At 72.4% G+C, this 21,354-nt stretch carries 18 protein-coding genes; 3 read left to right on the plus strand and 15 right to left on the minus strand.

The genetic code is table 11. The features are described 5' to 3' along the window. Positions 1-130: 130 nt before the first annotated feature. Positions 131-1,105: a 2-hydroxyacid dehydrogenase gene (locus IE275_RS36245; RefSeq protein ID WP_189716906.1), complete on the minus strand. Its 975-nt coding sequence runs from the start codon at positions 1,103-1,105 to the stop codon at positions 131-133. Positions 1,106-1,179: 74 nt separating this feature from the next. Between IE275_RS36245 and IE275_RS36250 the strand changes: the two genes are divergently transcribed. Both IE275_RS36250 and IE275_RS36255 read left to right on the plus strand, forming a co-directional pair. Continuing rightward, positions 1,180-2,178 carry an aldo/keto reductase gene (locus IE275_RS36250; protein ID WP_189716907.1) on the plus strand — a complete coding sequence of 333 codons (999 nt, stop codon included), beginning with the start codon at positions 1,180-1,182 and terminating at the stop codon, positions 2,176-2,178. A gap of 108 nt (positions 2,179-2,286) precedes the next feature. Further along, complete coding sequence (locus IE275_RS36255; RefSeq protein ID WP_189716908.1) at positions 2,287-3,444, plus strand: PQQ-dependent sugar dehydrogenase; 1,158 nt, start codon at positions 2,287-2,289, stop codon at positions 3,442-3,444. 58 nt (positions 3,445-3,502) lie between these two features. Here the strand turns inward: IE275_RS36255 and IE275_RS36260 are convergent, their stop codons facing one another. From IE275_RS36260 to IE275_RS36315, 12 genes are all read right to left on the minus strand, one after another. Further along, a complete protein-coding gene (locus IE275_RS36260; protein WP_189716973.1) occupies positions 3,503-6,532 on the minus strand; it encodes a helix-turn-helix transcriptional regulator in 3,030 nt (1,009 codons plus the stop codon). Positions 6,533-6,663: 131 nt separating this feature from the next. Then, positions 6,664-6,888 (minus strand): hypothetical protein, encoded by a 225-nt coding sequence (locus IE275_RS36265; protein ID WP_189716974.1) that lies wholly within the window; start codon positions 6,886-6,888, stop codon positions 6,664-6,666. Positions 6,889-7,087: 199 nt separating this feature from the next. Next, positions 7,088-7,672, minus strand: a complete 585-nt coding sequence (locus tag IE275_RS36270) for a hypothetical protein (protein WP_189716909.1) — start codon at positions 7,670-7,672, stop codon at positions 7,088-7,090. Between the two features lie 35 nt (positions 7,673-7,707). Next, complete coding sequence (locus tag IE275_RS36275) at positions 7,708-8,283, minus strand: GNAT family N-acetyltransferase (protein ID WP_189716910.1); 576 nt, start codon at positions 8,281-8,283, stop codon at positions 7,708-7,710. After that, entirely contained in the window at positions 8,261-10,489 is a 2,229-nt protein-coding gene (locus IE275_RS36280; protein ID WP_189716911.1) for an MMPL family transporter, read from the minus strand. Before IE275_RS36280 ends, IE275_RS36275 begins: the two co-directional genes overlap by 23 nt. A 197-nt stretch (positions 10,490-10,686) precedes the next feature. Continuing rightward, entirely contained in the window at positions 10,687-10,998 is a 312-nt protein-coding gene (locus IE275_RS36285) for a hypothetical protein (protein WP_189716912.1), read from the minus strand. Between the two features lie 87 nt (positions 10,999-11,085). After that, positions 11,086-12,600 carry an Asp-tRNA(Asn)/Glu-tRNA(Gln) amidotransferase subunit GatB gene (gatB, locus tag IE275_RS36290; RefSeq protein WP_189716913.1) on the minus strand — a complete coding sequence of 505 codons (1,515 nt, stop codon included), beginning with the start codon at positions 12,598-12,600 and terminating at the stop codon, positions 11,086-11,088. A gap of 15 nt (positions 12,601-12,615) precedes the next feature. Then, positions 12,616-12,855, minus strand: a complete 240-nt coding sequence (locus IE275_RS36295; RefSeq protein ID WP_189716914.1) for a hypothetical protein — start codon at positions 12,853-12,855, stop codon at positions 12,616-12,618. Further along, a complete protein-coding gene (gene gatA, locus IE275_RS36300) occupies positions 12,852-14,354 on the minus strand; it encodes an Asp-tRNA(Asn)/Glu-tRNA(Gln) amidotransferase subunit GatA (protein WP_189716915.1) in 1,503 nt (500 codons plus the stop codon). Before gatA ends, IE275_RS36295 begins: the two co-directional genes overlap by 4 nt. 5 nt (positions 14,355-14,359) lie before the next feature. After that, positions 14,360-14,656 carry an Asp-tRNA(Asn)/Glu-tRNA(Gln) amidotransferase subunit GatC gene (gene gatC, locus IE275_RS36305; protein ID WP_018531282.1) on the minus strand — a complete coding sequence of 99 codons (297 nt, stop codon included), beginning with the start codon at positions 14,654-14,656 and terminating at the stop codon, positions 14,360-14,362. Positions 14,657-14,752: 96 nt separating this feature from the next. Next, positions 14,753-15,247, minus strand: coding sequence for a cupin domain-containing protein (locus IE275_RS36310; protein WP_189716916.1), 495 nt, complete (start codon positions 15,245-15,247; stop codon positions 14,753-14,755). 46 nt (positions 15,248-15,293) lie between these two features. Next, positions 15,294-15,665, minus strand: a complete 372-nt coding sequence (locus IE275_RS36315; protein ID WP_189716917.1) for a DUF4267 domain-containing protein — start codon at positions 15,663-15,665, stop codon at positions 15,294-15,296. Between the two features lie 93 nt (positions 15,666-15,758). Here IE275_RS36315 and IE275_RS36320 point away from each other — a divergent pair, with 93 nt between their 5' ends. Further along, entirely contained in the window at positions 15,759-16,343 is a 585-nt protein-coding gene (locus IE275_RS36320; protein WP_189716918.1) for a TetR/AcrR family transcriptional regulator, read from the plus strand. Positions 16,344-16,550: 207 nt separating this feature from the next. On the opposite strand, the gene IE275_RS36325 is transcribed toward IE275_RS36320, so the two are convergent. Together IE275_RS36325 and ligA are read right to left on the minus strand one after the other, a co-directional pair. Continuing rightward, positions 16,551-18,884 (minus strand): EAL domain-containing protein, encoded by a 2,334-nt coding sequence (locus IE275_RS36325; RefSeq protein ID WP_189716919.1) that lies wholly within the window; start codon positions 18,882-18,884, stop codon positions 16,551-16,553. A 269-nt stretch (positions 18,885-19,153) separates the two neighbouring features. Beyond that, positions 19,154-21,346, minus strand: coding sequence for an NAD-dependent DNA ligase LigA (gene ligA, locus IE275_RS36330; RefSeq protein WP_189716920.1), 2,193 nt, complete (start codon positions 21,344-21,346; stop codon positions 19,154-19,156). Positions 21,347-21,354 lie beyond the last annotated feature (8 nt).

Genomic DNA, 21,354 nt, shown 5'->3' on the forward strand with positions numbered 1-21,354 from the left:
GGCGCAGCCCCTGTCGGGACGATACACCAGTCTCGTCACTCAGGGACATAGGTTCTCTACTCTCCGTGACGATCATCGGCCTGCGGGTACGGACCGCTTCCACAGAACTGCGGAGGGTGCCGGAACCGGACTACGCGCCTGCCACCCCCGTCGTAAGGATCACGTGGCGCAGCGGCTCCTGGTTCACATAACGGCCGAGCTGGTCCACCAGCAGCCGCTTGGCGCGCGGCAGGAAGGCGGAGGTGGGGCCGCCGACGTGCGGGCTGATCAGCACGCCGGGCGCGTGCCACAACGGGTGTCCCTGGGGCAGGGGTTCGGGATCGGTGACGTCCAGGGCGGCGGTCAGCCGGCCCGTCTCCAGTTCGGCGAGCAGGGCCTTGGTGTCGACGACCGGGCCGCGGGCCACGTTGACCAGCAGGGCGCCGTCCTTCATCCGGGCCAGGAAGGCGCCGTCGACCAGGCCGCGGGTGGTCTCGTCGAGGGGCGTGGAGAGAACGACCACGTCCGCCTCGGGGAGCAGGGCGGGCAGTTCGGTGAAGGGATGCACAAGACCGCGCGCCGTCGTGCGCTGGGAGCGCGCGACGCGCGCCACCCGCGCCACCTCGAACGGCACGAGCCGGTCCTCGATCGCGGCACCGATGGCGCCGTAACCGACGATCAGGACGTTCTTGTCGGCGAGCGCCGGATGGAACCCGCTCCGCCACTGCTCCCGGTCCTGCGCGCGCACGAACCCGGGGATGCCGCGCAGGGCGGCGAGCGTCAGGGCGAGCGCCAGTTCGGCGGTGCTCGCCTCGTGCACACCGCGCGCGTTGCAGAGCCGGACGCCGGGCGCGAGGTCCGACAGCCGTGCCGTGATGTCGTCGACGCCCGCGGTGAGGGTCTGCACGACCCGCAGGTTCCGCATCTCCCGCAGCGGCCGGACCCTGACCTGCTGCCGCTTCATGTAGGGCACGACGTACACGGCGCACCGCGCCGGGTCCCCGGGGTACGCCTGATCGCCCCCCTCGCCCCCGTCCCAGAACAGGTAGTCGAGCCCCTCCGGAAGCCCGTCGATCTCGTCGGGCGGGATGGGCAGCCATACGTCACGGGGCGCGTCGATGCTCATGTCAGGAGGCTATGTCAGGCACCCGTGTGCACAGAGGTTAGGTTGGGGGTCGGGAAAGGGAGGGTCACGAGCAGGTGGAGCGCAGGACGATCGGCGCGGGGGCGCTTGCGACGGGGGCCGTCGGACTCGGGTGCATGCCGATGAGCTGGGGCTACAGCGGGTCCCGGCAGCGGGGCGACGAGTCGCTCAGGGCGGTGCACCGGGCGCTGGACCTGGGCTCGACCCTCCTGGACACGGCCGACATGTACGGCCCGTTCACCAACGAGCTCCTGGTGGGGCGGGTGTTGAAGGAGCGGCGGGCGGAAGCCTTCGTGTCGACGAAGGTCGGACTGCTGGTGGGCGAGCAGCACATCGTCGCCAACGGCCGCCCCGGGTATGTGAGACGGGCCTGCGACGCGTCGCTGCGCCGGCTCCAGACGGACGTCATCGACCTCTACCAGCTGCACCGCGCCGACCCCGAGGTCCCGGTCGAGGAGACCTGGGGCGCGATGGCGGACCTCGTCCGGGCGGGCAAGGTACGGGCGTTGGGGCTGTGCGCGGTGGGCGCGCGGGGCGGCCGGCGTTCCCGCGGGCGGCTGTACGACGCGACGATCCGGCAGCTGCGACGGGTGCAGCAGGTGTTCCCGGTGAGCGCGGTGGAGGCGGAACTGTCGGTGTGGTCGCCGGAGGCGCTGGACGACCTGCTGCCGTGGTGCGCGGCGCGGGACATCGGCTTCCTGGCGGCGATGCCGCTCGGCAACGGCTTCCTCACCGGCACCCTGACCCCCGGGGAGGGCTTCGAACCGGACGACATGCGGGCCCGGCACCCTCGTTTCACCGCGGAGATGATGGCCGCGAACCAGCCGATCGTGGCCGGTCTGCGCAGGGTGGCGGCCCGGCACGGGGACGGTGTGACGGCCGCGCAGGTGGCGCTGGCCTGGGTGCTGGCGCAGGGGCGGCACGTGGTCCCGGTGCCGGGCGCCAAGCAGGAGCGGTGGGTGGCGGAGAACGCGGGGGCGGCCGGGACGCGGCTGACCGAGCGGGATCTCGCCGAGGTGGCGGAGCTGCCGTCCGCCCGGGGATCGTGGGAGTGAGTCGCGCTTTCGGGTCGGGTCGGGGCCGATCGGGAACCAGTGGGGTGGCTCCGGCGTAGGACAGGGGGAAGCCGCTTCGGGAATCGCCGTGTCGAAGGGAGCGCGATCGTGCGACGTCGTGCAGTACCGGCCGCGCTGGCCGCGAGTGCCCTGCTGTTCACCGCGGGCTGTTCCTCGGACGACGGGGGGTCGTCGGGGGGCGCGAGTGCCTCGCCGGGCCGTTCGGCCGCGCGGGGCTCGTCCTCGCCGGCCGCCGAGGAGACCCCGCCCGCGAAGGGCACGGTCGAGGTGGTGCGTACGGTCGCCGAGGGCCTGGACAGCCCGTGGGGCGTGGTGCAGCTCCCCGAGGGCGGCCTGCTGGTCGCCTCCCGCGACGAGGGCACGATCACCCTGGTCGACGAGGACTCGGGCGACCTGACCGGGCTGGGCGAGGTACCCGGCGTCTCGGCGGCCGGTGAGGGCGGCCTGCTCGGCCTCGCCCTCTCCCCGGACTACGCCTCGGACCGCATGGTCTACGCGTACTTCACCTCGGCCTCGGACAACCGGATCGTCCGCATGATCTACGACCCGAAGCGCTCCCCCGGCGACCAGTTGGGCGCCCCTGACACCCTCTTCAAGGGCATCCCGAAGGGCATGATCCACAACGGCGGCCGGATCGCCTTCGGACCCGACGGGATGCTGTACGCGGGCACGGGCGAGAGCGGCGACCGCGGCCTGTCCCAGGACAAGGGGTCCCTGGGCGGCAAGATCCTGCGGCTGACCCCGGAGGGCGAACCGGCGCCGGGCAACCCGTTCCCGGACTCGCCGGTGTACTCGTACGGCCACCGCAATGTGCAGGGTCTGGCCTGGGATGCCAAGCAGCGGCTGTTCGCGGCGGAGTTCGGCCAGAACACCTGGGACGAGCTGAACGCGATCGAGCCCGGCGCGAACTACGGCTGGCCGCAGGCCGAGGGCGAGTCCGACGACACGCGGTACGAGAACCCGATAGCCCAGTGGCACACCGACGAGGCCTCCCCCAGCGGGATCGCCTACGCCGAGGGCTCGGTCTGGATGGCGGGCCTGCGCGGTCAGCGCCTGTGGCGCATCCCGCTCACGGGCACGGAGGCCTCGGCGGACCCGCAGTCCTTCCTGGACGAGAAGTACGGCCGGCTGCGCACGGTGGTCGCGGCGGGCGGCGACAGGCTCTGGGTCACCACCAGCAACACGGACGGCCGTGGCGCCCCCAAGGAGGGCGACGACCGGATCCTGGAGCTGAAGGTGAGCTGACCGGCGTCCCCGGCGTCACCCGTCCCTCGCGTGCCCCCGTACGGGCGTCGGGCCCGCCTCAGGCCAGTACCCGCTCGTCCGTCTCCGGCGGGAACAGCCCCAGCCGGTGGGCCACCGCGGCCGCCTCGCCGCGGCCCGACACCCCCAGCTTGGCCAGGATGTTGGAGACGTGCACACTCGCCGTCTTGGGAGAGATGAAGAGCCGCTCGGCGATCTGGCGGTTGGTGCGGCCGGCGGCGACCAGCCGCAGCACGTCCCGTTCCCGGGTGGTGAGCCCGAGCGCCTCGGCCGGATCGGCGGACCGCTGGCGTACGACGGGGGCCAGGGCCAGCCGGGCGCGCTGGGCCAGGAGCGCCACCTCGTCGGCGAGGGGCCGGGCACCGAGATGCGCGGCGACGGCGTGCGCGAGGCGCAGCAGTTCGGCGGCGCGGTCGCGTTCGTCGTCCCCGCCGTGGGTGAGCAGGGCCTCGGCCAGGCGGTACCGGGTGCGGGCCAGATCGTAGGGGCGCTCCAGGCGCTCGAAGGCGGCGACCGCCTCGGACCACTCCCCCGGGTCGGTGCGGCCCTCGGCCCGCCGTAGTTCGGCGCGCAGCCAGTGGTCGTGGGCCTGCCAGACCGGGGCGACGGTGACGAGCCGCTTGGCGGCGTCGCGGACCCGGGGCAGGAGGTCCTCGGTGGTCACGGCGGTCGCCGCGGTGAGCAGGGGCCAGGCGTAGCGCTGGGCGGCGGGCGGGAAGCCGGCGTCCAGGGCGCGTTCGAGGTGGGCGCGGGCGTCGTCGAGGCGGCCCTCGGCCACCGCCAGGGCGATGGCGTGCCGGGCCAGCGGCAGGTGGTGCTGGGCGGCGCGCTCGTGGGAACCGAAGCAGTCCTGGGCGACGGCCAGTTGGGCATGGGCCTCGGCCAGATCACCGCGGGCCACGGCGAGTTCCGTGCGCAGGGTGGCGTGCACGCCCATGGCCCCGACGCCGAGCCCGACCCGCCCGGGGTCCACGAGGGCCCGGTCCGACTCGTCCCAGCGGCCCACGGCGAACAGGGACTCCGCGAGGTTGCCCCACATCCAGGCCTCGCTGTCGGGCCGTCCGTGGCGCCGGGCGAAGGCGATCCCCTCTTCGAGGACCGGCACCGCCTCCCGGGAGCGGCCGACCGCCTCCAGTTCGGAGGGGAGGTTCACATAGGTGTTCACCGCGACGGAGGGGATGTCCTCGGCCAGCGCCCGGTCCTTGACCTCGTGCAGCTCCGCGAGCCCGGCCTCGATGTCGCCGGAGTCGACCATGAGGACCCCGAGGATCTGGCGGGCGTTGAGTTCGGTCTCGCGGGCGCCGACCATCCGGGCGTAGGCGACCGCACGCTCGGCGGCCTGGAGGACGTCGGGGCCCGGGGCGTGGACCATGCACCAGTTGGCGGCGTGGGTGAGGACCTCGGCGTGCACCTCGCTGGGCGGCAGCCCCCGCACCAGCTCCTGCGCCCGGGCCAGTTCCTCCTGCCCGCTCCCGCGGCCCAGGGCGCGCACGAGCCGGGAGCGCTGCACCCAGAACCAGGCGGAGCGCACCGGGTCGTCCTCGTCCTGCAGCAGCCGCAGCGCGCGTTTGATGGTCTTCAGGGCGCGTTCGCGCTCCCCGCAGAAGCGGCCCGCGACGGCGGCCTCGGCCATCAGGTCGAGATAGCGCAGCGGGGTGGCGGCGGCATCGGAGCCGTCGGAGGTCCCCCCACGGGGTTCGGACGGTGGGGGCGGGTACGCCTCGGTGTAGTCGACGGGGCGCAGCCGGGACCGCACCTCCTCGGGTGTGATGTCCCACAGCTCCATCGCCCGTTCCAGGAAGCGCAGTTGCTCGCTGTAGGCACGGCGGGCGCGCGCCACCACGGAGGCGTCCAGCACGGCGGGCAGCGCCTTGGCCGGTTCGTGGGCGTCGTACCAGTAGCCGGCCAGCCGCATGACGCGCTCGTCGGCGGGGACGAGCGTCGGGCCGGCCTCCAGGGCCTCGGCGTAGCGGCGGTTGAGGCGGGAGCGCTCGCCGGGCAGCAGATCGTCGCTGACGGCCTCGCGGACCAGCGAGTGGCGGAAGCGGTAGCCGTCGCCGTCGGGGGTGGCGAGCAGCAGGTGGGCGTTCACGGCGGCCCGCAGCGCCTCGATCAGATCGTCCTCGGCGAGCCCGGCGACGGCGGCCAGCAGCCGGTACTCGACGGTGGAGCCGCCCTCGGCGACGATCCGGGCCACCTGCTGCGCGCCCTCGGGCAGCGCCTCCACCCGCACCAGCAGCAGGTCGCGCAGCGAGTCGGTGAGACCGGTGCGGCAGCCCTCGTGGGCGGCGACGGCGAGTTCCTCGACGAAGAAGGCGTTGCCGTCGGAGCGCCGGAAGATGTCGTCGACCTGGGCGGGGTCGGGTTCGCGGGCGAGGATGCCGGCGATCTGGCGGCCGACCTCCTCGCGGGTGAGGCGGGCGAGTTCGAGGCGCCGTACGGTGCGCAGCCGGTCGAGTTCGGCGAGCAGGGGGCGCAGCGGGTGACGGCGGTGGATGTCGTCGGCGCGGAAGGTGGCGAGGACGACGAGCCGGCCGGTGCGCAGGGTGCGCAGCAGGTAGGAGAGCAGGTGGCGGGTGGAGGCGTCGGCCCAGTGCAGGTCCTCCAGGGCGACGACGACCGTGCGGTCGGCGGCGACGCGTTCCAGGAGGCGGGCGGTGAGTTCGAAGAGGCGGGCCATGCCCTCCTCGTCGTGGCGGCCGGCCCCGGGTTCGCCCACCTCGGGCAGCAGTCGCGCGAGTTCCTCCTCCTGCCCGGCCGCGGCGGCGGCCAGTGCGTCGGGCAGGGCGCGGTGCAGGGTGCGCAGGGCGGTGGAGAACGGGGCGAAGGGCAGTCCGTCGGCGCCGATCTCGACACAGCCGCCCAGCGCGACGACGGCGCCCCGGCGGCATGCCGCGGCGGCGAACTCCTCGACGAGCCGGGTCTTGCCGACGCCGGCCTCACCGCCGATGAGCAGCGCCTGCGGCTCTCCCGCGGTGGCGCGGGAGAGCGCGTCGTTCAGGATGTCCAACTCGTCGCCGCGGCCGACGAAGACGGGGCTGACGGACCTGGTCTCCACGGGGCCGAGCATCGCACGCGGGGGCGGGACGGGCCCACCCGTTATCGCCGGGCCGTGCGCGGCCGGTGGCCGGCCGGCGGCCGGCGGCGCGGTCGTGGGAGGGCGGCCGACCCCCGTGCGGCCGCCCTCGCGCACCCCGGTGTTCACGCGGTCCGGGGGAACCGGAGCCGGCGGGGGCGCCGGGTATGCGGTTCGCTCTCGGCGCTCTCCCGGGTGCCGTCACCCGCGTTCTCGCGGAGCGCGGTGCGCTCGGTGGCCTCGCGGCGGGCGGCGCGGCGGCCGCGGACGGCCTCGCGGGCCAGCCGCTCGTGCTCGGCCCGGCGGAGCAGTTCGGCGGAACGGGCCTGGTGAAGCTCGTACTCGTACATGGTGGTGATCCCCTGAAGGTCGGTGGTGATGTCGTCGCTCGCTGCGATGACTCCACTTTCGTCCGCCAGGGGGGTCCGCCACATCGGGAGAGTTCCGCATCTTCGGCGGCGGGCGGGGCCTTAGACGCGCCAAAGGGGCCTCAGGTCGGCCGTAAGGTTCCTTACGGCCGGCCTAAGACCCCTCGTGACCTGCGGTGACTCAGCTCGCGGACGGCAGGCCGAGCAGTGCGTCGGTGTACTTGAGGACGGCCAGGAGCAGGCCGATGATCCCGAGGGCGACACCCGCCCAGGAGACGGACTTGATCCAGGGGGCCTGCGGCCGGGCCGGGTTGCCGAAGGCGGGGCGGGCCAGCACGACGACGCCGGTGACCAGCGCGGCCAGCGCGAACAGGCCGGCCCACAGCGCGGTGGTCTGCCAGGCGTCGCCGTAGACCGCCTGGATCTGGTTCGCGACGCTCGCGGACGAGGAGGTCTCCAGCTGGCCGACGAGGGTCTGGCGGGCGCCCGCGATCGTGCCGATCCAGCTGCCGGTGAGCGACAGGAAGCCGAGGGCGGCGGAGACGACGGCGGCCGCGCCCTGGCCGACGCCGGTGGGGCCGTCGGCCGGCGCGGCGACGAGTTCGTCGGCGTCCTCGGAGGCCTCGGCGTCGCCGGCCGGCGTCAGCTCGTCCTGCGGGTCGGTCTTGGTGATGTCCACCGTTTTCTCGTCGCCCTGGGCGTCGATGGTGTCGGTGGCCTCGGTGCCGGGCTCGGCGCCGGCCTCGTCAACAGTCTTGGTTCCCATACCTCGCACCGTACGGACGCTCTCTGAGAGGTCCCTTAATGATCGTTGTGAGCGGCGGCCGCGCGGGCGGCACGCCACTCCTGGGCCAGCACGGACCACACCTCGAGGTCGTGCCGCACCCCACGATAGGGGTAGGCCTCGCGGCGCACACCGTCGCGGGTGAACCCCAGTCGCCGGGCGACGTTCAGGCTGTTGGTGTTGCCCGCCGAGGCGACCCACTCCAGGCGGTGCATGCCGCGCTGTTCGACGGCGAAGTCGATCAGCACCCGCATGGCCCGGGTGACCAGGCCACGGCCGGTGCCGGCGGGCTCCAGCCAGCAGCCGACCTCGCAGTTGGCCTGCTCGGCGTCGAAGTTCAGGAAGAGCACCCCGCCGACCAGCCGGCCGTCCTGCCAGATGCCGTGCAGCGAGCCGGTGTCGGCGGCGCGCATGTCGGCGTACCGCTGGAGGACCTCGCGGGAGCCGGTCACGTCGACGGCCTTCGAGGCGAACGGGATGAACTCGTTGATGAACGCGCGGCCGCGCTCCAGGTGGGCGAGGAACTCCTCGGCGTTCCACGGCTCCAGGGGCCGCAGCTCGGCTCCGTCGTCACCCAGCGATATCGCGTACATCCGGTGCTCGCTCCTTCTCCAGCGCCTCCACTACCTCGGTGAGCCTCTCATGGGCGGCGCGGCACTCGGGCGGTTCGATGCTGATCCGGGGCAGGCGCCGGTCGAGCCAGCGGGGCAGCCACCAGTTGGCGCCGCCCAGCAGGTGCATCAGCGCGGGCACCAGCAGGGTGCGCAGGACGAAGGCGTCCAGGGCGACGGCGGCGGCGAGCGCGATGCCGAACATGGCGATCACCCGGTCGCCGCTGAGGACGAAGGCGAGGAAGACCGAGATCATGATGACCGCGGCGGAGTTGATCACCCGGCTGGTCTCGGCGAGCCCGACGCGGACGGCCCGCCGGTTGTCGCCGGTCTCCAGCCACTCCTCGTACATCCGGCTGACCAGGAAGACCTGGTAGTCCATGGAGAGGCCGAAGAGGACCGACACCATGATCACGGGGAGGAAGGGTTCGATCGGCCCGGCCCGGCCGAGCCCCAGCAGCTCGCTGCCCCAGCCCCATTGGAAGATCGCGACGACGACGCCGAAGGCGGCGGCCACGGCGGCCACGTTCATCGCGGCGGCCTTGAGCGGGATGCCCACGGACCGGAAGGCGAGCAGGAGCAGCAGACAGCCCAGGCCGATGACGACGCCGACGAAGAGGGGCAGTTTGCCGACGATGACCTCGGCGAAGTCGTCGTAGCCCGCCGTCACCCCGCCGACCTGGATGTCGAGGGAGGTACCGGTCTCGGCCCGGGGCAGCACCTGCTCGCGCAGCCGGTCCACGAGTTCGCTGGTGTGCCGGTCCTGCGGGGCGGACTCCGGTACGACGGTGAGGTACGCGGTGTGCCCGGCGGAGTCGAAGGTCACCGGGGTCACGGAGGCCACGCCCTCGGTGGTGCGCAGGGTGGCGTCGAGGTTGTCGAGGGCGAGCCGGTCCTCGGCGCCGTCGACGTGCGTCACCAGGGTCAGCGGGCCGTTGACGCCCGGGCCGAAGCCTTCGGCGAGGAGGTCGTAGGCCTGGCGGGTGGTGGCCGTCTGCGGGTCGTTGCCCTGGTCGGAGGTGCCCAGGCGGAGCGAGAACGTCGGCAGGGCGAGGACGGCGATCACCACGAGGGCGAGGGTGCCGAGCAGCTTGGGGTGGCGTTCCACGAACGCCGACCAGCGGGCGGCGAGGCCGGTCGGCAGTTCCGGCTGGGGCCCGTGCTCGGCGAGCCGGCGCCGTTCGCGGCGGTTGAGGGCGCGCGGTCCGATGAAGGACAGCAGGGCGGGCAGCAGGGTCACGGAGGCGGCGACGGTGAGGACGACGGTGAGGGACGCGGCTATCGCGACGCCGTTGAGGAAGTTCAGGCGCAGGATCAGCATCCCGAGCAGGGCTATGCAGACCGTGGCGCCCGCGAAGACCACCGCGCGTCCGGTGGTCGCCACGGCGTCGGTGGCGGCCTCGGTGACCGTGAGCCCGCGTTTCAGTCCGCGCCGGTGCCGGGTGACGATGAACAGCGCGTAGTCGATGCCGACGCCGAGCCCGACGAGCATGCCGAGCATGGGCGCGAAGTCGGCGACCGTCATGGCGTGCCCGAGGAGCGAGATCCCCGCGTAGGCGGTGCCGACGCTCACCAGGGCGGTGGCGATGGGCAGGATCGAGGCGGCGAGCGAACCGAAGGCGAGGAAGAGCACGACCGCGGCGACGACCACGCCGACGATCTCGGCGAGATGTCCGCCGGAGGGTTCGGTGAGGGCGATCGCGCTGCCGCCGAGCTCCACCTCCAGTCCGTCGGACTCGGCGCCCTTGGCGACGTCGACCACGGCCCGGGCCTCACCCCGGTCGATGTCCTCGGCGCGGTCCTCGAAGGTCACGGTGGCGTAGGCGGTGTGTCCGTCGTCGCTGATCTGCGCGGCGCCCTGGTCGTCGTAGGGGCCGGCCACGGAGGCCACACCGGGCAGGTCGCCGATCCGTTCCAGGGCGCGGGTCATGGTCTGTTCGACGTCGGCGGCGCGGACGGTGGCGGAGGTGGTGTGCCAGACGACGGTGTCGCTGTCGCCGCCGAGCCCGGGGAAGCCCTCGGTGAGGAGCTGGGTGGCCCGGCCGGACTCGGTGCCGGGGACGTCGTAGTCGTTGGAGTACGCGGTGCCGGTGGCGACGGCTGCGGTGGCGGTGCCCACGAGGGCGAGGAGCCAGAGCAGCACCGCGAACAGGCGGTTGCGTACACACCATCGTGCAAGAGCTGCCACTGACGTGCTCCCGGGGGGACGAATTGTGGATCTTTGACCGGGAACAGTCGTGTCTGAACTGAAAAGCCCGCAAAGAACTTATGAGCAATGCGAGGCCACTCTTACAGGCGAGTGAGATCGTTTGAGGCGTTCGTGTGCCTTTTCACATGATTGGGAGGCAGATCACAGGACAATAACGACCGCCGTGTCAGGGCACGTCAGTCGGCCTGGTCGCCGAACGCCATCACCATCACCCCGGCGATGAGCAGCCACAGGGCGCGCCGGGTACGGCCCCGGGAGCCGAGGAACGCGGCGAGGGCGCAGACGACCGCGCCGAGGGCGTAGGCCACCGGGACGAGGACCGGCGCGGAGCCGGTGAGGCGCAGCAGGGAGGCCGCGAGACCGGCGAGGGTGAGCAGGGCGCCGGTGCCGGTCGCCGTCCAGCGGGCTCGGCGGGCGTCGTCGGGGCCGTACTCCTCGTCCTCGTCGTCTATGTCGTCCTGGGCGTCTGAGTCGGTTCGTGCACTCATGGCGGGCGAGCGTAGCGCCTTCGGCTTTGAGACCGAGAGGGGGTGCGCCGGTATCGGGCGCACCCCCTCCTGTCGGTCCTGCCGAGGTCAGCCCTCGCTGACCCCCAGCTTCTCCAGGATGAGCTCCTTGACGCGGCCCGCGTCGGCCTGGCCGCGCGTGGCCTTCATCACGGCGCCGACCAGGGCCCCGGCCGCGGCCACCTTGCCGCCGCGGATCTTGTCGGCGATGCCCGGGTTGCCGGCGATGGCCTCGTCGACCGCCGTGCCGAGCGCGGAGTCGTCGGAGACGACCTTCAGCCCGCGCTTGTCGACGACCTCGTCGGGGGTGCCCTCACCCGCGAGGACGCCCTCGATGACCTGACGGGCCAGCTTGTCGTTCAGGTCGCCGGAGGAGACCAGGGCGGTCACCCGGGCCACCTGCTCGGGCGTGATGGCCAGTTCGTCGAGCGGGGCGCCCGACTCGTTGGCGCTGCGGGCCAGTTCGCCCATCCACCACTTGCGGGCGGAGGCCGCGTCGGCACCGGCGTCGATCGTGGCGACGATCAGGTCCAGCGCGCCGGCGTTGAGGATCGCCTGCATGTCGGTGGTGGAGATGCCCCACTCGGCGAGCAGGCGGGTCCGGCGGGCGAGCGGCAGCTCGGGCAGGGCCGCCCGGATCTCCTCGACCCACGCGCGGGACGGGGCCACCGGCACGAGGTCCGGCTCGGGGAAGTACCGGTAGTCCTCGGCCTCCTCCTTGACGCGGCCCGAGGTCGTGGACCCGGTGTCCTCGTGGAAGTGGCGGGTCTCCTGGATGATCGTGCCGCCGGCGTTCAGGACCGCGGCGTGCCGCTGGATCTCGAAACGGGCCGCGCGCTCCACGGAGCGGAGGGAGTTGACGTTCTTGGTCTCGCTCCGGGTGCCGAACTTCTCGCGGCCGTGCGGGCGCAGCGACAGGTTCACGTCGCAGCGCATCTGGCCCATCTCCATCCGGGCCTCGGAGACGCCGAGCGCCTTGATCAGCTCGCGCAGCTCACGGACGTACGCCCGCGCGACCTCGGGGGCACGCGCGCCCGCGCCCTCGATCGGCTTGGTGACGATCTCGATCAGCGGGATGCCGGCCCGGTTGTAGTCCAGCAGCGAGTGGGACGCGCCGTGGATACGGCCGGTGGCGCCGCCGACGTGCGTCGACTTGCCGGTGTCCTCCTCCATGTGGGCGCGCTCGATCTGCACGCGGAAGGTCTCGCCGTCCTCCAGCTGCACGTCGAGGTAGCCGTCGAAGGCGATCGGCTCGTCGTACTGGGAGGTCTGGAAGTTCTTCGGCATGTCCGGATAGAAGTAGTTCTTCCGGGCGAAGCGGCACCACTCGGCGATCTCGCAGTTCAGCGCGAGACCGATCTTGATCGCCGACTCGATGCCGATCGCGTTGACGACCGGGAGCGCGCCGGGCAGGCCGAGGCAGGTGGGGCAGGTCTGCGTGTTGGCGTCCTGACCGAGTTCGGTCGAGCAGCCGCAGAACATCTTGGTCTTGGTGCCGAGTTCGACATGGACCTCGAGGCCCATGACGGGGTCGTACGACGCCAGCGCGTCCTCGTACGACTCCAGGTCGGTCGTGGTGGTCACGGTGAAACTTCCCTCTCAGCCCAGCAGGACGTCGTCGTCGCCCAGCCGCTTCAGCTCGCGGTACAGGATGGCGAGGCCGGTGACGATGGCGGCGGCGGACACGACGGCGTCGACCAGCACGAGCGTGTCGTTCTCGGCGCGGGCCTTCTTCACCCGCTTGGCGACACCGATCACGCCGAACGCCGTGGTGGCGATGGACAGGTACGTACCGGACTTGGACTTCTTGAAGCCCTTGGCCTTGTTCAGTGCACTCACAGCGACGGAGCCTCCTCGAGGAGCGGGTGACCCCACCTTTCCACGAAGGCGGCCTCGACGGCGGCGCCGACCTTGTAGAGGCGGTCGTCCTTCAGCGCCGGGGCGATGATCTGGAGGCCGACCGGGAGGTTGTCCTCCGGGGCGAGACCGCAGGGCAGCGACATGGCCGCGTTGCCCGCCAGGTTGGTCGGGATGGTGCACAGGTCGGCCAGGTACATCGCCATCGGGTCGTCGGCACGCTCGCCGATCGCGAAGGCGGTGGTCGGGGTCGTCGGCGAGACGATCACGTCGACCTGCTCGAAGGCCTTCTCGAAGTCGCGCGTGATGAGCGTGCGGACCTTCTGGGCGGAGCCGTAGTAGGCGTCGTAGTAGCCGCTCGACAGGGCGTAGGTGCCCAGCATGATGCGGCGCTTCACCTCGGGGCCGAAGCCCGCCTCACGGGTGAGGGAGGTGACCTCCTCCGCCGAGCGGGTGCCGTCGTCGCCGGTCCGCACGCCGTAGCGCAGGCCGTCGAAGCGGGCCAGGTTGGAGGAGCACTCGGACGGCGCGATCAGGTAGTACGCCGACAGGGCGAGGTCGAAGGACGGGCAGTCCAGCTCGACGATCTCCGCGCCCAGTTCCTTCAGCAGCGCGACGGACTCGTCGAACCTCTGGATGACGCCGGCCTGGTAGCCCTCGCCGCGGAACTGCTTCACGACACCGACGCGCATCCCGGCGACGCTGCCGTTGCGGGCGGCCTCGACGACCGGCGGGACCGGGGCGTCGATCGAGGTGGAGTCGAGCGGGTCGTGCCCGGCGATGACCTCGTGCAGCAGCGCCGCGTCCAGGACCGTACGGGCGCAGGGACCGCCCTGGTCGAGGGAGGACGAGAAGGCGACCATGCCGTAGCGGGAGACGGCCCCGTACGTCGGCTTCACGCCGACCGTGCCGGTGACGGAGGCCGGCTGGCGGATGGAGCCGCCGGTGTCGGTGCCGATGGCCAGGGGCGCCTGGAAGGAGGCGAGGGCCGCGCTCGACCCGCCGCCGGAGCCGCCGGGGATCTTGGTGAGGTCCCAGGGGTTGCCGGTCGGGCCGTAGGCGCTGTTCTCCGTCGACGACCCCATGGCGAACTCGTCCATGTTGGTCTTGCCGAGGATGACGACGTCGGCGGCCTTCAGACGCTTGGTGAGGGTCGCGTCGTACGGCGGGATCCAGCCCTCGAGGATCTTCGAACCGACGGTCGTGGGTACGCCCTCGGTGGTGAAGATGTCCTTGAGCGCGAGCGGCACGCCGGCCAGCGGGCCGAGCTTCTCGCCCCTGGCGCGCTTGGCGTCGACGGCGCGGGCCTGGGCCAGCGCGCCCTCGCGGTCGACGTACAGGAAGGCGTGCACCTTCTCGTCGACGGCCTCGATGCGGGCGAGGTGGGCCTCGGTGACCTGCACGGCCGTGAGCTCACCGGCGGCGATCCTCGCGGCGGTCTCTGCAGCGGTCAGCTTGATGATGTTGACGTTGTCCGTCATGGCGGTTAGTCCTCCCCCAGGATCTGCGGCACCTTGAAACGCTGCTGCTCCTGGGCCGGGGCGCCGGAGAGCGCCTGCTCGGGGGTGAGCGACGGACGGACCTCGTCCGCCCGCATGACGTTGGTCAGCGGGAGCGGGTGCGAGGTCGGCGGTACGTCTTGGTCGGCGACCTCGCTGACGCGGGCGACCGCGCCGATGATGTCGTCCAGCTGTCCCGCGAAGTGGTCGAGCTCTTCGGGCTTCAGCTCCAGACGCGCCAGCCGGGCGAGGTGGGCGACCTCCTCGCGCGTAATGCCAGGCATGCAGCGTTCCTCTGGGGTGAGTGAATGTGGTGTGGGGCCAATCCTAGGGGTCGGGGGGCCGTGGCCGTGAAACGGTTTGCCGGGGCGTCCTTCGTCTCAGCCCTCGCGGCCGTCCCAGACGTCGCTGCGCAGGAAGTGGTTGTCGTACAGCTCCTGCACCTCCAGGAGGCTCTCGGGGGTGACTTCGCCGAGGCGGACGCGCCGCAGGTGACGGAAGTACTCGAAGCGCTCGACGCCCGGCGCGATCACGATCAGCAGATCGGCGCGACTGCCGGGGGCGGCGGCGAAGGCGTGCGCGCGGTGGGGCGGGACGATGACGAGGTCGCCGCGTTCGGCGGTGACGATCTCGTCGCCGGACAGGACCCTGGCCTCGCCGTCGAGCAGGAAGAACATCTCCGCGGAGTTGCGGTGCAGATGGGGGCGGGCGCCGTCGGCCCCCTCCCCGAGCGTGACGCGTACGGTCGACAGGGCGCCGCCTGAGGCGCTGCTGTCGGCGAGCAGCTTGACGGCGACGGGCGCGTCCCCGATCACCTCGGCGTCGGCGTCCCGGACGATGACGGTCTCGTCGAACTTCGGCACGAACAGCGACATGGCGTGTCCCCTCCGGTGGGTGAGGTGTGACTCGGACGGCGAAGACTCAGACGGCGAAGAGCAGTGCGGCGCCGATGAGCACGACGACGGCGGTGGCGAAGTGGATTCCGAAGGCCACGGCCCTGGCGCCGCCGTGCCGCAGGACGATCAGGGTGTCACCGAGCGGCACGAGCGCGACGGCGAGCAGGAACCAGGCCTCGGCGGTGGCGCCGGCGAAGGCGAGCAGGACGAGGCCGACGACGCCGAAGGTGCCGTCCCTGAGGCCCTTGATCGTGAGGTAGGCGCCGGCGTCGCCCGCGGGATCGGCCGGGGCGCCGTAGCCGGCGGCCGCGGCGGCGGGCTGGAACAGGAACCGGTACCCGAGGAACAGGCAGAACACGTTGAGCACGACGGCCAGGGTGTACGCGGTGACGGTCATGAGTCTCCCCCTCATGTTGTCTAGCATCGCTAGGAACATGAGCGACGCTAGCAGAGCATCGACAGAACTGCTAGCGGTGCTAGAGTTCCTTTCATGTCGATCCAGACGCGCCGGGAGCGCGAACGAGCGGAGCGTGAGCGGCTGATCGTCACGGCCGCACGGGAGCTGGCGGAGACCGAGGGCTGGGACGCGGTGACGACACGGCGCCTCGCGGCCGAGATCGAGTACAGCCAGCCCGTCCTCTACAGCCACTTCAAGGGCAAGGACGCGATCATGGCGGCGGTCGCGCTGGAGGGCTTCGCGGAGCTGGCGGCGCAGCTGCGGGCGGCGCGCGCGGACGCGTCGGGCGTGCGGGCGGGGCTCGCGGCGGTGGGCGAGGTCTACACCGCGTTCGCGCGGCGGCGGCCCGCGCTCTACGACGCGATGTTCACGCACACCGTGGCCCTGCCGTTCGCCACCACCGAGGCCCCGGCGGTCCTGTGGGAGTGCTTCGACGAACTGTCCGCGGCGGTCGCACCGGTCGCCGCCCCGGGCGACGAGCCCGGGATCCTCACGGAGACGTACTGGGCGGGACTGCACGGCCTGGTCACCCTGATGCGCAGCGGACGCCTGCCGGAGGAGGCCCACGAACGCCGGCTGAAGCTGCTCATCGGCCACTTCGCGGCGGGGGCGGACTGAGCGGGGCCGGGGCCTGGGGGAAGCCCCCGGCGGCTGGGGGCTCGGACGGCTGCGGGAGCCGGGTGCGGGGGCGGGGTCCGGCTGCGAGGGTTGGCTGCGGGAGCCGGGGCCGACCGCGGGAGCCGGGGCCGACCGCGGGAGCGGACGCCGAAAAGGTCGTCGCCGGGATGCGCCGAACGGGTGAGTCGGTGGCCCGGGCGGGAGAGGTCAGTCGTCGGTGGCGGCCGCGGGGAGGGCGGCGGCCGGGCGCTGCCAGCCGCGGGAGCCCCGGGCGCGGAGCCACGCCGTCGTCTCGTCCGGGGGCATCGCCGCGGCCACCAGCCAGCCCTGGACCGCGTCACAGCCCAGGTCCCGCAGGCGCTCCCAGGTCTCGTCGTCCTCCACGCCCTCCGCGACGACCAGGAGCCCGAGGGAATGGGCCAGGTCCACCGTGCAGCGCACGATCTCCGCGTCCTCCGTGTCGACCGCCAGCCGTGCCACGAAGGAGCGGTCGATCTTCAGCTCGCTCACCGGGAGACGGCGCAGGTGCACCAGCGAGGAGTAGCCGGTGCCGAAGTCGTCCAGCGACATCTTCACGCCGTGCCCGGTCAGACCGTTCAGCGTGTCGGCGGCCCGCTGCGGGTCCTCCAGCAGGACGTGTTCCGTTATCTCCAGCTGGAGCGCTCCCGCGGGCACTCCGTGCCGGGCCAGCCGGGCGGCGACGGAGCCGGCGAAGCCCGGGGTGTGGACGTCGCGCGGGGAGACGTTGACCGCGACCGGGACGTACAGCCCCTGCGCCCGCCAGCGGGCGACCTGCCCGAGCGCCGTATCCAGCACGTACTCCGTGAGGTGCGGCATCAGCCCGGACGACTCGGCGATCGCTATGAACTCGTCAGGCGGGACCTTCCCGCGCTCCGGGTGCACCCACCGGACCAGCGCCTCGAGCCCCGCCACCTGCCCGTCGAACCGGACCTTCGGCTGGTAGTGCAGCTGCACCTCGTGCGCGTCGAGCGCCCGCCGCAGATCGCCCAGCAGTCCGAGCCGGTCGGGGGTGTTGGAGTCCCGCTTGGACTCGTACACCTCCACGCCCGTACGGTCCCGCTTGGCCTGGTACATCGCCACGTCCGCCCGGCGCAGCATCCCCTCCGCGTCGAGCGCGTGGTCGGGGAAGACGGCGACCCCGGCGCTGGCCTCCAGCACCAGGGTGAGCCCGTCGAGGTCGAGCGGAGAGCTGAGCATGGTGACGAGCCCGCGCGCGACCCGGGTCGCGGAGGTGGTGGAGTCGGCGACGGGCAGTAAGACGGCGAACTCGTCACCGCCCAGCCGCGCGACCTCCGCCCCGCGCGGCAGCGCGCCCCGCAGCCGTTCGGCTATCTGGAGGAGCAGCCGGTCACCGGCCAGGTGGCCGAGGGTGTCGTTGACCGAACGGAACCGGTCGAGGTCGATCAGCATCAGCGCGGCCCGGGCGCCGATGCGCTCGGCGTCGTCCAGGGCGGTCCAGATGCGTTCCAGCAGCCACTGCCGGTTGGGCAGTCCCGTCAGCGGGTCGCGCAGCTGCTCCTCGGCGCGGGCCCGGGCTATCCACAGGGTGGAGTCGAGGGCGATCAGCGGGATCGCGAACAGGGGCAGCAGGATCGGCTTGGCCACGGCCACCACGCAGATCAGCGGGGCGATCCCGAGCAGGGCCACCGCGACCAGACCCTGTCTGACCAGCGCGGTCCGGGCGACCGTGGGCAGTCCGCCGAAGCGCGGCGCGTGCAGGTACCAGAGCAGGACGCGGGTGACCGCGAGGTAGGCGACGGCCACCAGGATCACCTGCGGGGCGGTGTAGACCGTCCAGTTGTCGGGGTACCAGGGCCGTTCGACGGACGGCACCGGTCCGCAGGCGGCGAGCAGCAGCGCGCCCGCGCCGATGCCGAGGATGTCCACCGCGCCGTGCAGGACGCCCTGTCGCCAGCGGTGGCGCCGGGCTATGCCGACCAGGACGACGACGGTGAGGCTGACCATGCCGGCCGACACCCAGCCGTACAGCAGCAGGACGGCGAGGGTGAGGGCGGCGCCGGAGCCGGTGCCGCCCCACCAGCGGGCGCGGCCGAGCATCACGAGGTGGCCGACGATGACACCGGTCAGCACGGCCAGCGACCAGCCGGCCGTGCCGGACGGGAAGAGCGCGTGGCTGCCGGCGAAGGCGCGGTAGAACCCGGCGCCGAGCACGAACCCGGCCGCCGCGATGACCGCGGCGGGCAGCGCGGGCCAGGACAGGTGCCGGTCGGACTCCGCGCCGGGCAGTCCCGAGGCGTCGGTCAGCCCGGAGGCGCCGGTGAGCCCCGAGGGTCCGGCCTGCCGCGCGGCGCCGGGCTGCCCCGAGGTGCCCTGCGGGCCGGAGGAGGCGGTGCCGGCGGAGCGTGCGGGGGCGCGGGTGTCGAGGGCGGTGTGCGGCGGCGGTCCGTCCGCGCCCGGATGCCGCCCGGAGCGCGGCGCCCACAGGCCTCCCCACCAGACGCCGCTGACCCGGCGCCTGCGCAGCCGTGAGTCAGGGGCGGCGCTCTCGGTCGGTTCCATTCCCGTCCCTCTCACAGCCGGCGGTGCCCACACAACGCGGCCCGTCGACCGACAACCGTCGACGGCACCGCGTTGGAAAACCCTTCCCCCCGCTCATCACGAGCACGGGGATGCCCCGACCGCAGCCGGACACGGCGGGCGCACATCTCAACAGTAGGCCGCAGAAGGCTTCCACGGGCAGCGGTCGTCGACGGTTGCCCGAATGGACACCGGCCACCCGTATGCATCTGGTATGCGCCGAACGGGTGACCTTCAACCGCCACTTGCCCCTACTCCTCGGCCGGAAGGGCGACTTCTGCGGCCGCCTCCGGTCCCTGTTCGAGCAGGACCGTGAAGCCGTCCTCGTTCAGTACGGGCACCTTGAGCTGCATCGCCTTGTCGTACTTCGAACCAGGACTGTCGCCCACGACCACGAACGACGTCTTCTTCGAGACCGAGCCGGTCACCTTCGCGCCACGGCTCTGGAGTGCGTCTTTGGCGCCGTCACGGGTGAAGTGTTCGAGCGTGCCGGTGACGACGACCGTCAGGCCTTCGAGGGGGCGGGGGCCTTCGTCCTCGCCGGTCCCCTCCTCCACGAGAGGGACGCCGGCCTCCTTCCACTTCCGGATGATCTCCCGGTGCCACTCCTCGGCGAACCACTGCTTCACCGCGGCGGCCACGATCGGGCCGACCCCGTCGGTGTTCCTCAGTTCTTCCTCGGAGGCCTCGTCGATCCGGTCGATCGAGCGGAAGTTGCGGGCGAGCGCCTCGGCCGAGACCGGGCCGACGTGCCGGATGGAGAGGCCGTTGATGAAGCGGGCCAGCGGGCGGGCCTTGGCGGCCTCGATGTTCTCCAGCAGGGCAAGCGTGTTCTTCTTCGGTTCGCCCTGCTGGTTGGCGAAGACGGTGGCGATCTTCTCCTCGCCGGTCTTCGGGTCGCGCTTGGGCAGCCCGCTGTCCTTGTCGAGGACGTACGCCTTGATGGGAAGCAGTTTCTCGACGGTGAGGTCGAAGAGGCCGCTCTCGTCCACCAGCGGCGGGTCGGCCGGCTCCAGCGGGCGGGTGAGGGCGGCCGCGACGACGTCCCCGAAGTGCTCGATGTCCAGGCACTCACGGCCCGCGAGGTAGGAGACCCGTTCCCGCAACTGCGCCGGGCAGGTACGCGCGTTGGGGCAGCGGAGGTCGATGTCGCCCTCCTTCATGGCCTTCAGCGGCGTCCCGCACTCGGGGCACCGCGCCGGCATCACGAACTCGCGCTCGCTGCCGTCCCGCAGATCGGCGACCGGGCCGAGGATCTCGGGGATCACGTCACCGGCCTTGCGCAGCACCACGGTGTCACCGATCAGGACGCCCTTGGCCTTGACCACCTCCTGGTTGTGCAGGGTGGCGAACTCGACCTCGGATCCGGCCACGTGCACCGGCTCGACCTGGGCGTACGGTGTGACGCGGCCGGTGCGGCCGACGCCCACCTTGATGTCGACCAGCCTGGTGTTGACCTCCTCCGGCGCGTACTTGTAGGCGATCGCCCAGCGCGGCGCGCGGGCCGTGGAGCCGAGCCGGCCCTGGAGGCGGATCTCGTCGAGCTTCACCACCACGCCGTCGATCTCGTGCTCGACGGAGTGCCGGTTCTCGCCGTAGTACGCGATGAACCGCCGTACGCCGTCGAGGTCGTCGACGACCCTGTTGTGCGGGGAGGTGGGCAGGCCCCAGCCCTTGAGGAGGTCGTAGGCCTCGGAGAGGCGGTCCATGCCCTCGTAGCCCTCCAGGGCGCCGATGCCGTGGACCACCATGTGCAGCGGGCGGGTGGCGGTGACCCGCGGGTCCTTCTGGCGCAGTGAACCGGCCGCCGCGTTGCGCGGGTTGGCGAAGGGCTTGTCGCCGGCCTCCACCAGACGGGCGTTCAGCTCCTCGAACTTCTCCATCGGGAAGTAGACCTCGCCGCGGATCTCCACGAGCGTGGGCACCCCGTCGCCGGTCAGCCGGTCCGGGATCTCTGCGATGGTGCGGACGTTGGGCGTGATGTCCTCGCCGGTCCGGCCGTCGCCGCGGGTCGCCGCGCGGGTGAGCCGGCCGTTCTCGTAGGTGAGGTTGACGGCGAGTCCGTCGACCTTCAGCTCGCACAGGAAGTGGTAGGCGGAGGCGCCCACGTCCCGGTGGACGCGCTCGGCCCAGGCGGCCAGTTCCAGGTCGTCGAAGGCGTTGTCGAGCGACAGCATGCGCTCGCGGTGCTGGACGGCCGTGAACTCGGTCGCGTAGGCGCCCGCGACCTTCTGGGTGGGCGAGTCGGGCGTGCGCAGCTCGGGGTGCCGCTCCTCCAGCCCCTCCAGGGCGCGCAGGAGGCGGTCGAACTCCGCGTCGCTGACGACGGGAGCGTCCTTCACGTAGTACCGGAAGCGGTGCTCCTCGATCTGCTCAGCGAGCTGCGCGTGCTGCTCCCGTGCCTCGGTGGGCACCGTCGTCTCCGCTTGCTTGTCGCCGGCCACCGTGTGGT

This window comes from Streptomyces phaeofaciens (genome assembly GCF_014648915.1).
Taxonomy (GTDB): domain Bacteria; phylum Actinomycetota; class Actinomycetes; order Streptomycetales; family Streptomycetaceae; genus Streptomyces; species Streptomyces phaeofaciens.

Excerpts from the sequence above, each read along its gene's own strand:
- IE275_RS36245 (WP_189716906.1), bottom strand. The coding sequence starts at position 1,105 with ATGAGCATCGACGCGCCCCGTGACGTATGGCTGCCCATCCCGCCCGAC.
- IE275_RS36260 (WP_189716973.1), bottom strand. The coding sequence starts at position 6,532 with ATGCTCGGCCCCGTGGAGACCAGGTCCGTCAGCCCCGTCTTCGTCGGC.
- IE275_RS36265 (WP_189716974.1), bottom strand. The coding sequence starts at position 6,888 with ATGTACGAGTACGAGCTTCACCAGGCCCGTTCCGCCGAACTGCTCCGC.
- IE275_RS36270 (WP_189716909.1), bottom strand. The coding sequence starts at position 7,672 with ATGGGAACCAAGACTGTTGACGAGGCCGGCGCCGAGCCCGGCACCGAG.
- IE275_RS36275 (WP_189716910.1), bottom strand. The coding sequence starts at position 8,283 with ATGTACGCGATATCGCTGGGTGACGACGGAGCCGAGCTGCGGCCCCTG.
- IE275_RS36285 (WP_189716912.1), bottom strand. The coding sequence starts at position 10,998 with ATGAGTGCACGAACCGACTCAGACGCCCAGGACGACATAGACGACGAG.
- gatA (WP_189716915.1), bottom strand. The coding sequence starts at position 14,354 with ATGACGGACAACGTCAACATCATCAAGCTGACCGCTGCAGAGACCGCC.
- gatC (WP_018531282.1), bottom strand. The coding sequence starts at position 14,656 with ATGCCTGGCATTACGCGCGAGGAGGTCGCCCACCTCGCCCGGCTGGCG.
- IE275_RS36310 (WP_189716916.1), bottom strand. The coding sequence starts at position 15,247 with ATGTCGCTGTTCGTGCCGAAGTTCGACGAGACCGTCATCGTCCGGGAC.
- IE275_RS36315 (WP_189716917.1), bottom strand. The coding sequence starts at position 15,665 with ATGACCGTCACCGCGTACACCCTGGCCGTCGTGCTCAACGTGTTCTGC.
- IE275_RS36320 (WP_189716918.1), top strand. The coding sequence starts at position 15,759 with ATGTCGATCCAGACGCGCCGGGAGCGCGAACGAGCGGAGCGTGAGCGG.
- IE275_RS36325 (WP_189716919.1), bottom strand. The coding sequence starts at position 18,884 with ATGGAACCGACCGAGAGCGCCGCCCCTGACTCACGGCTGCGCAGGCGC.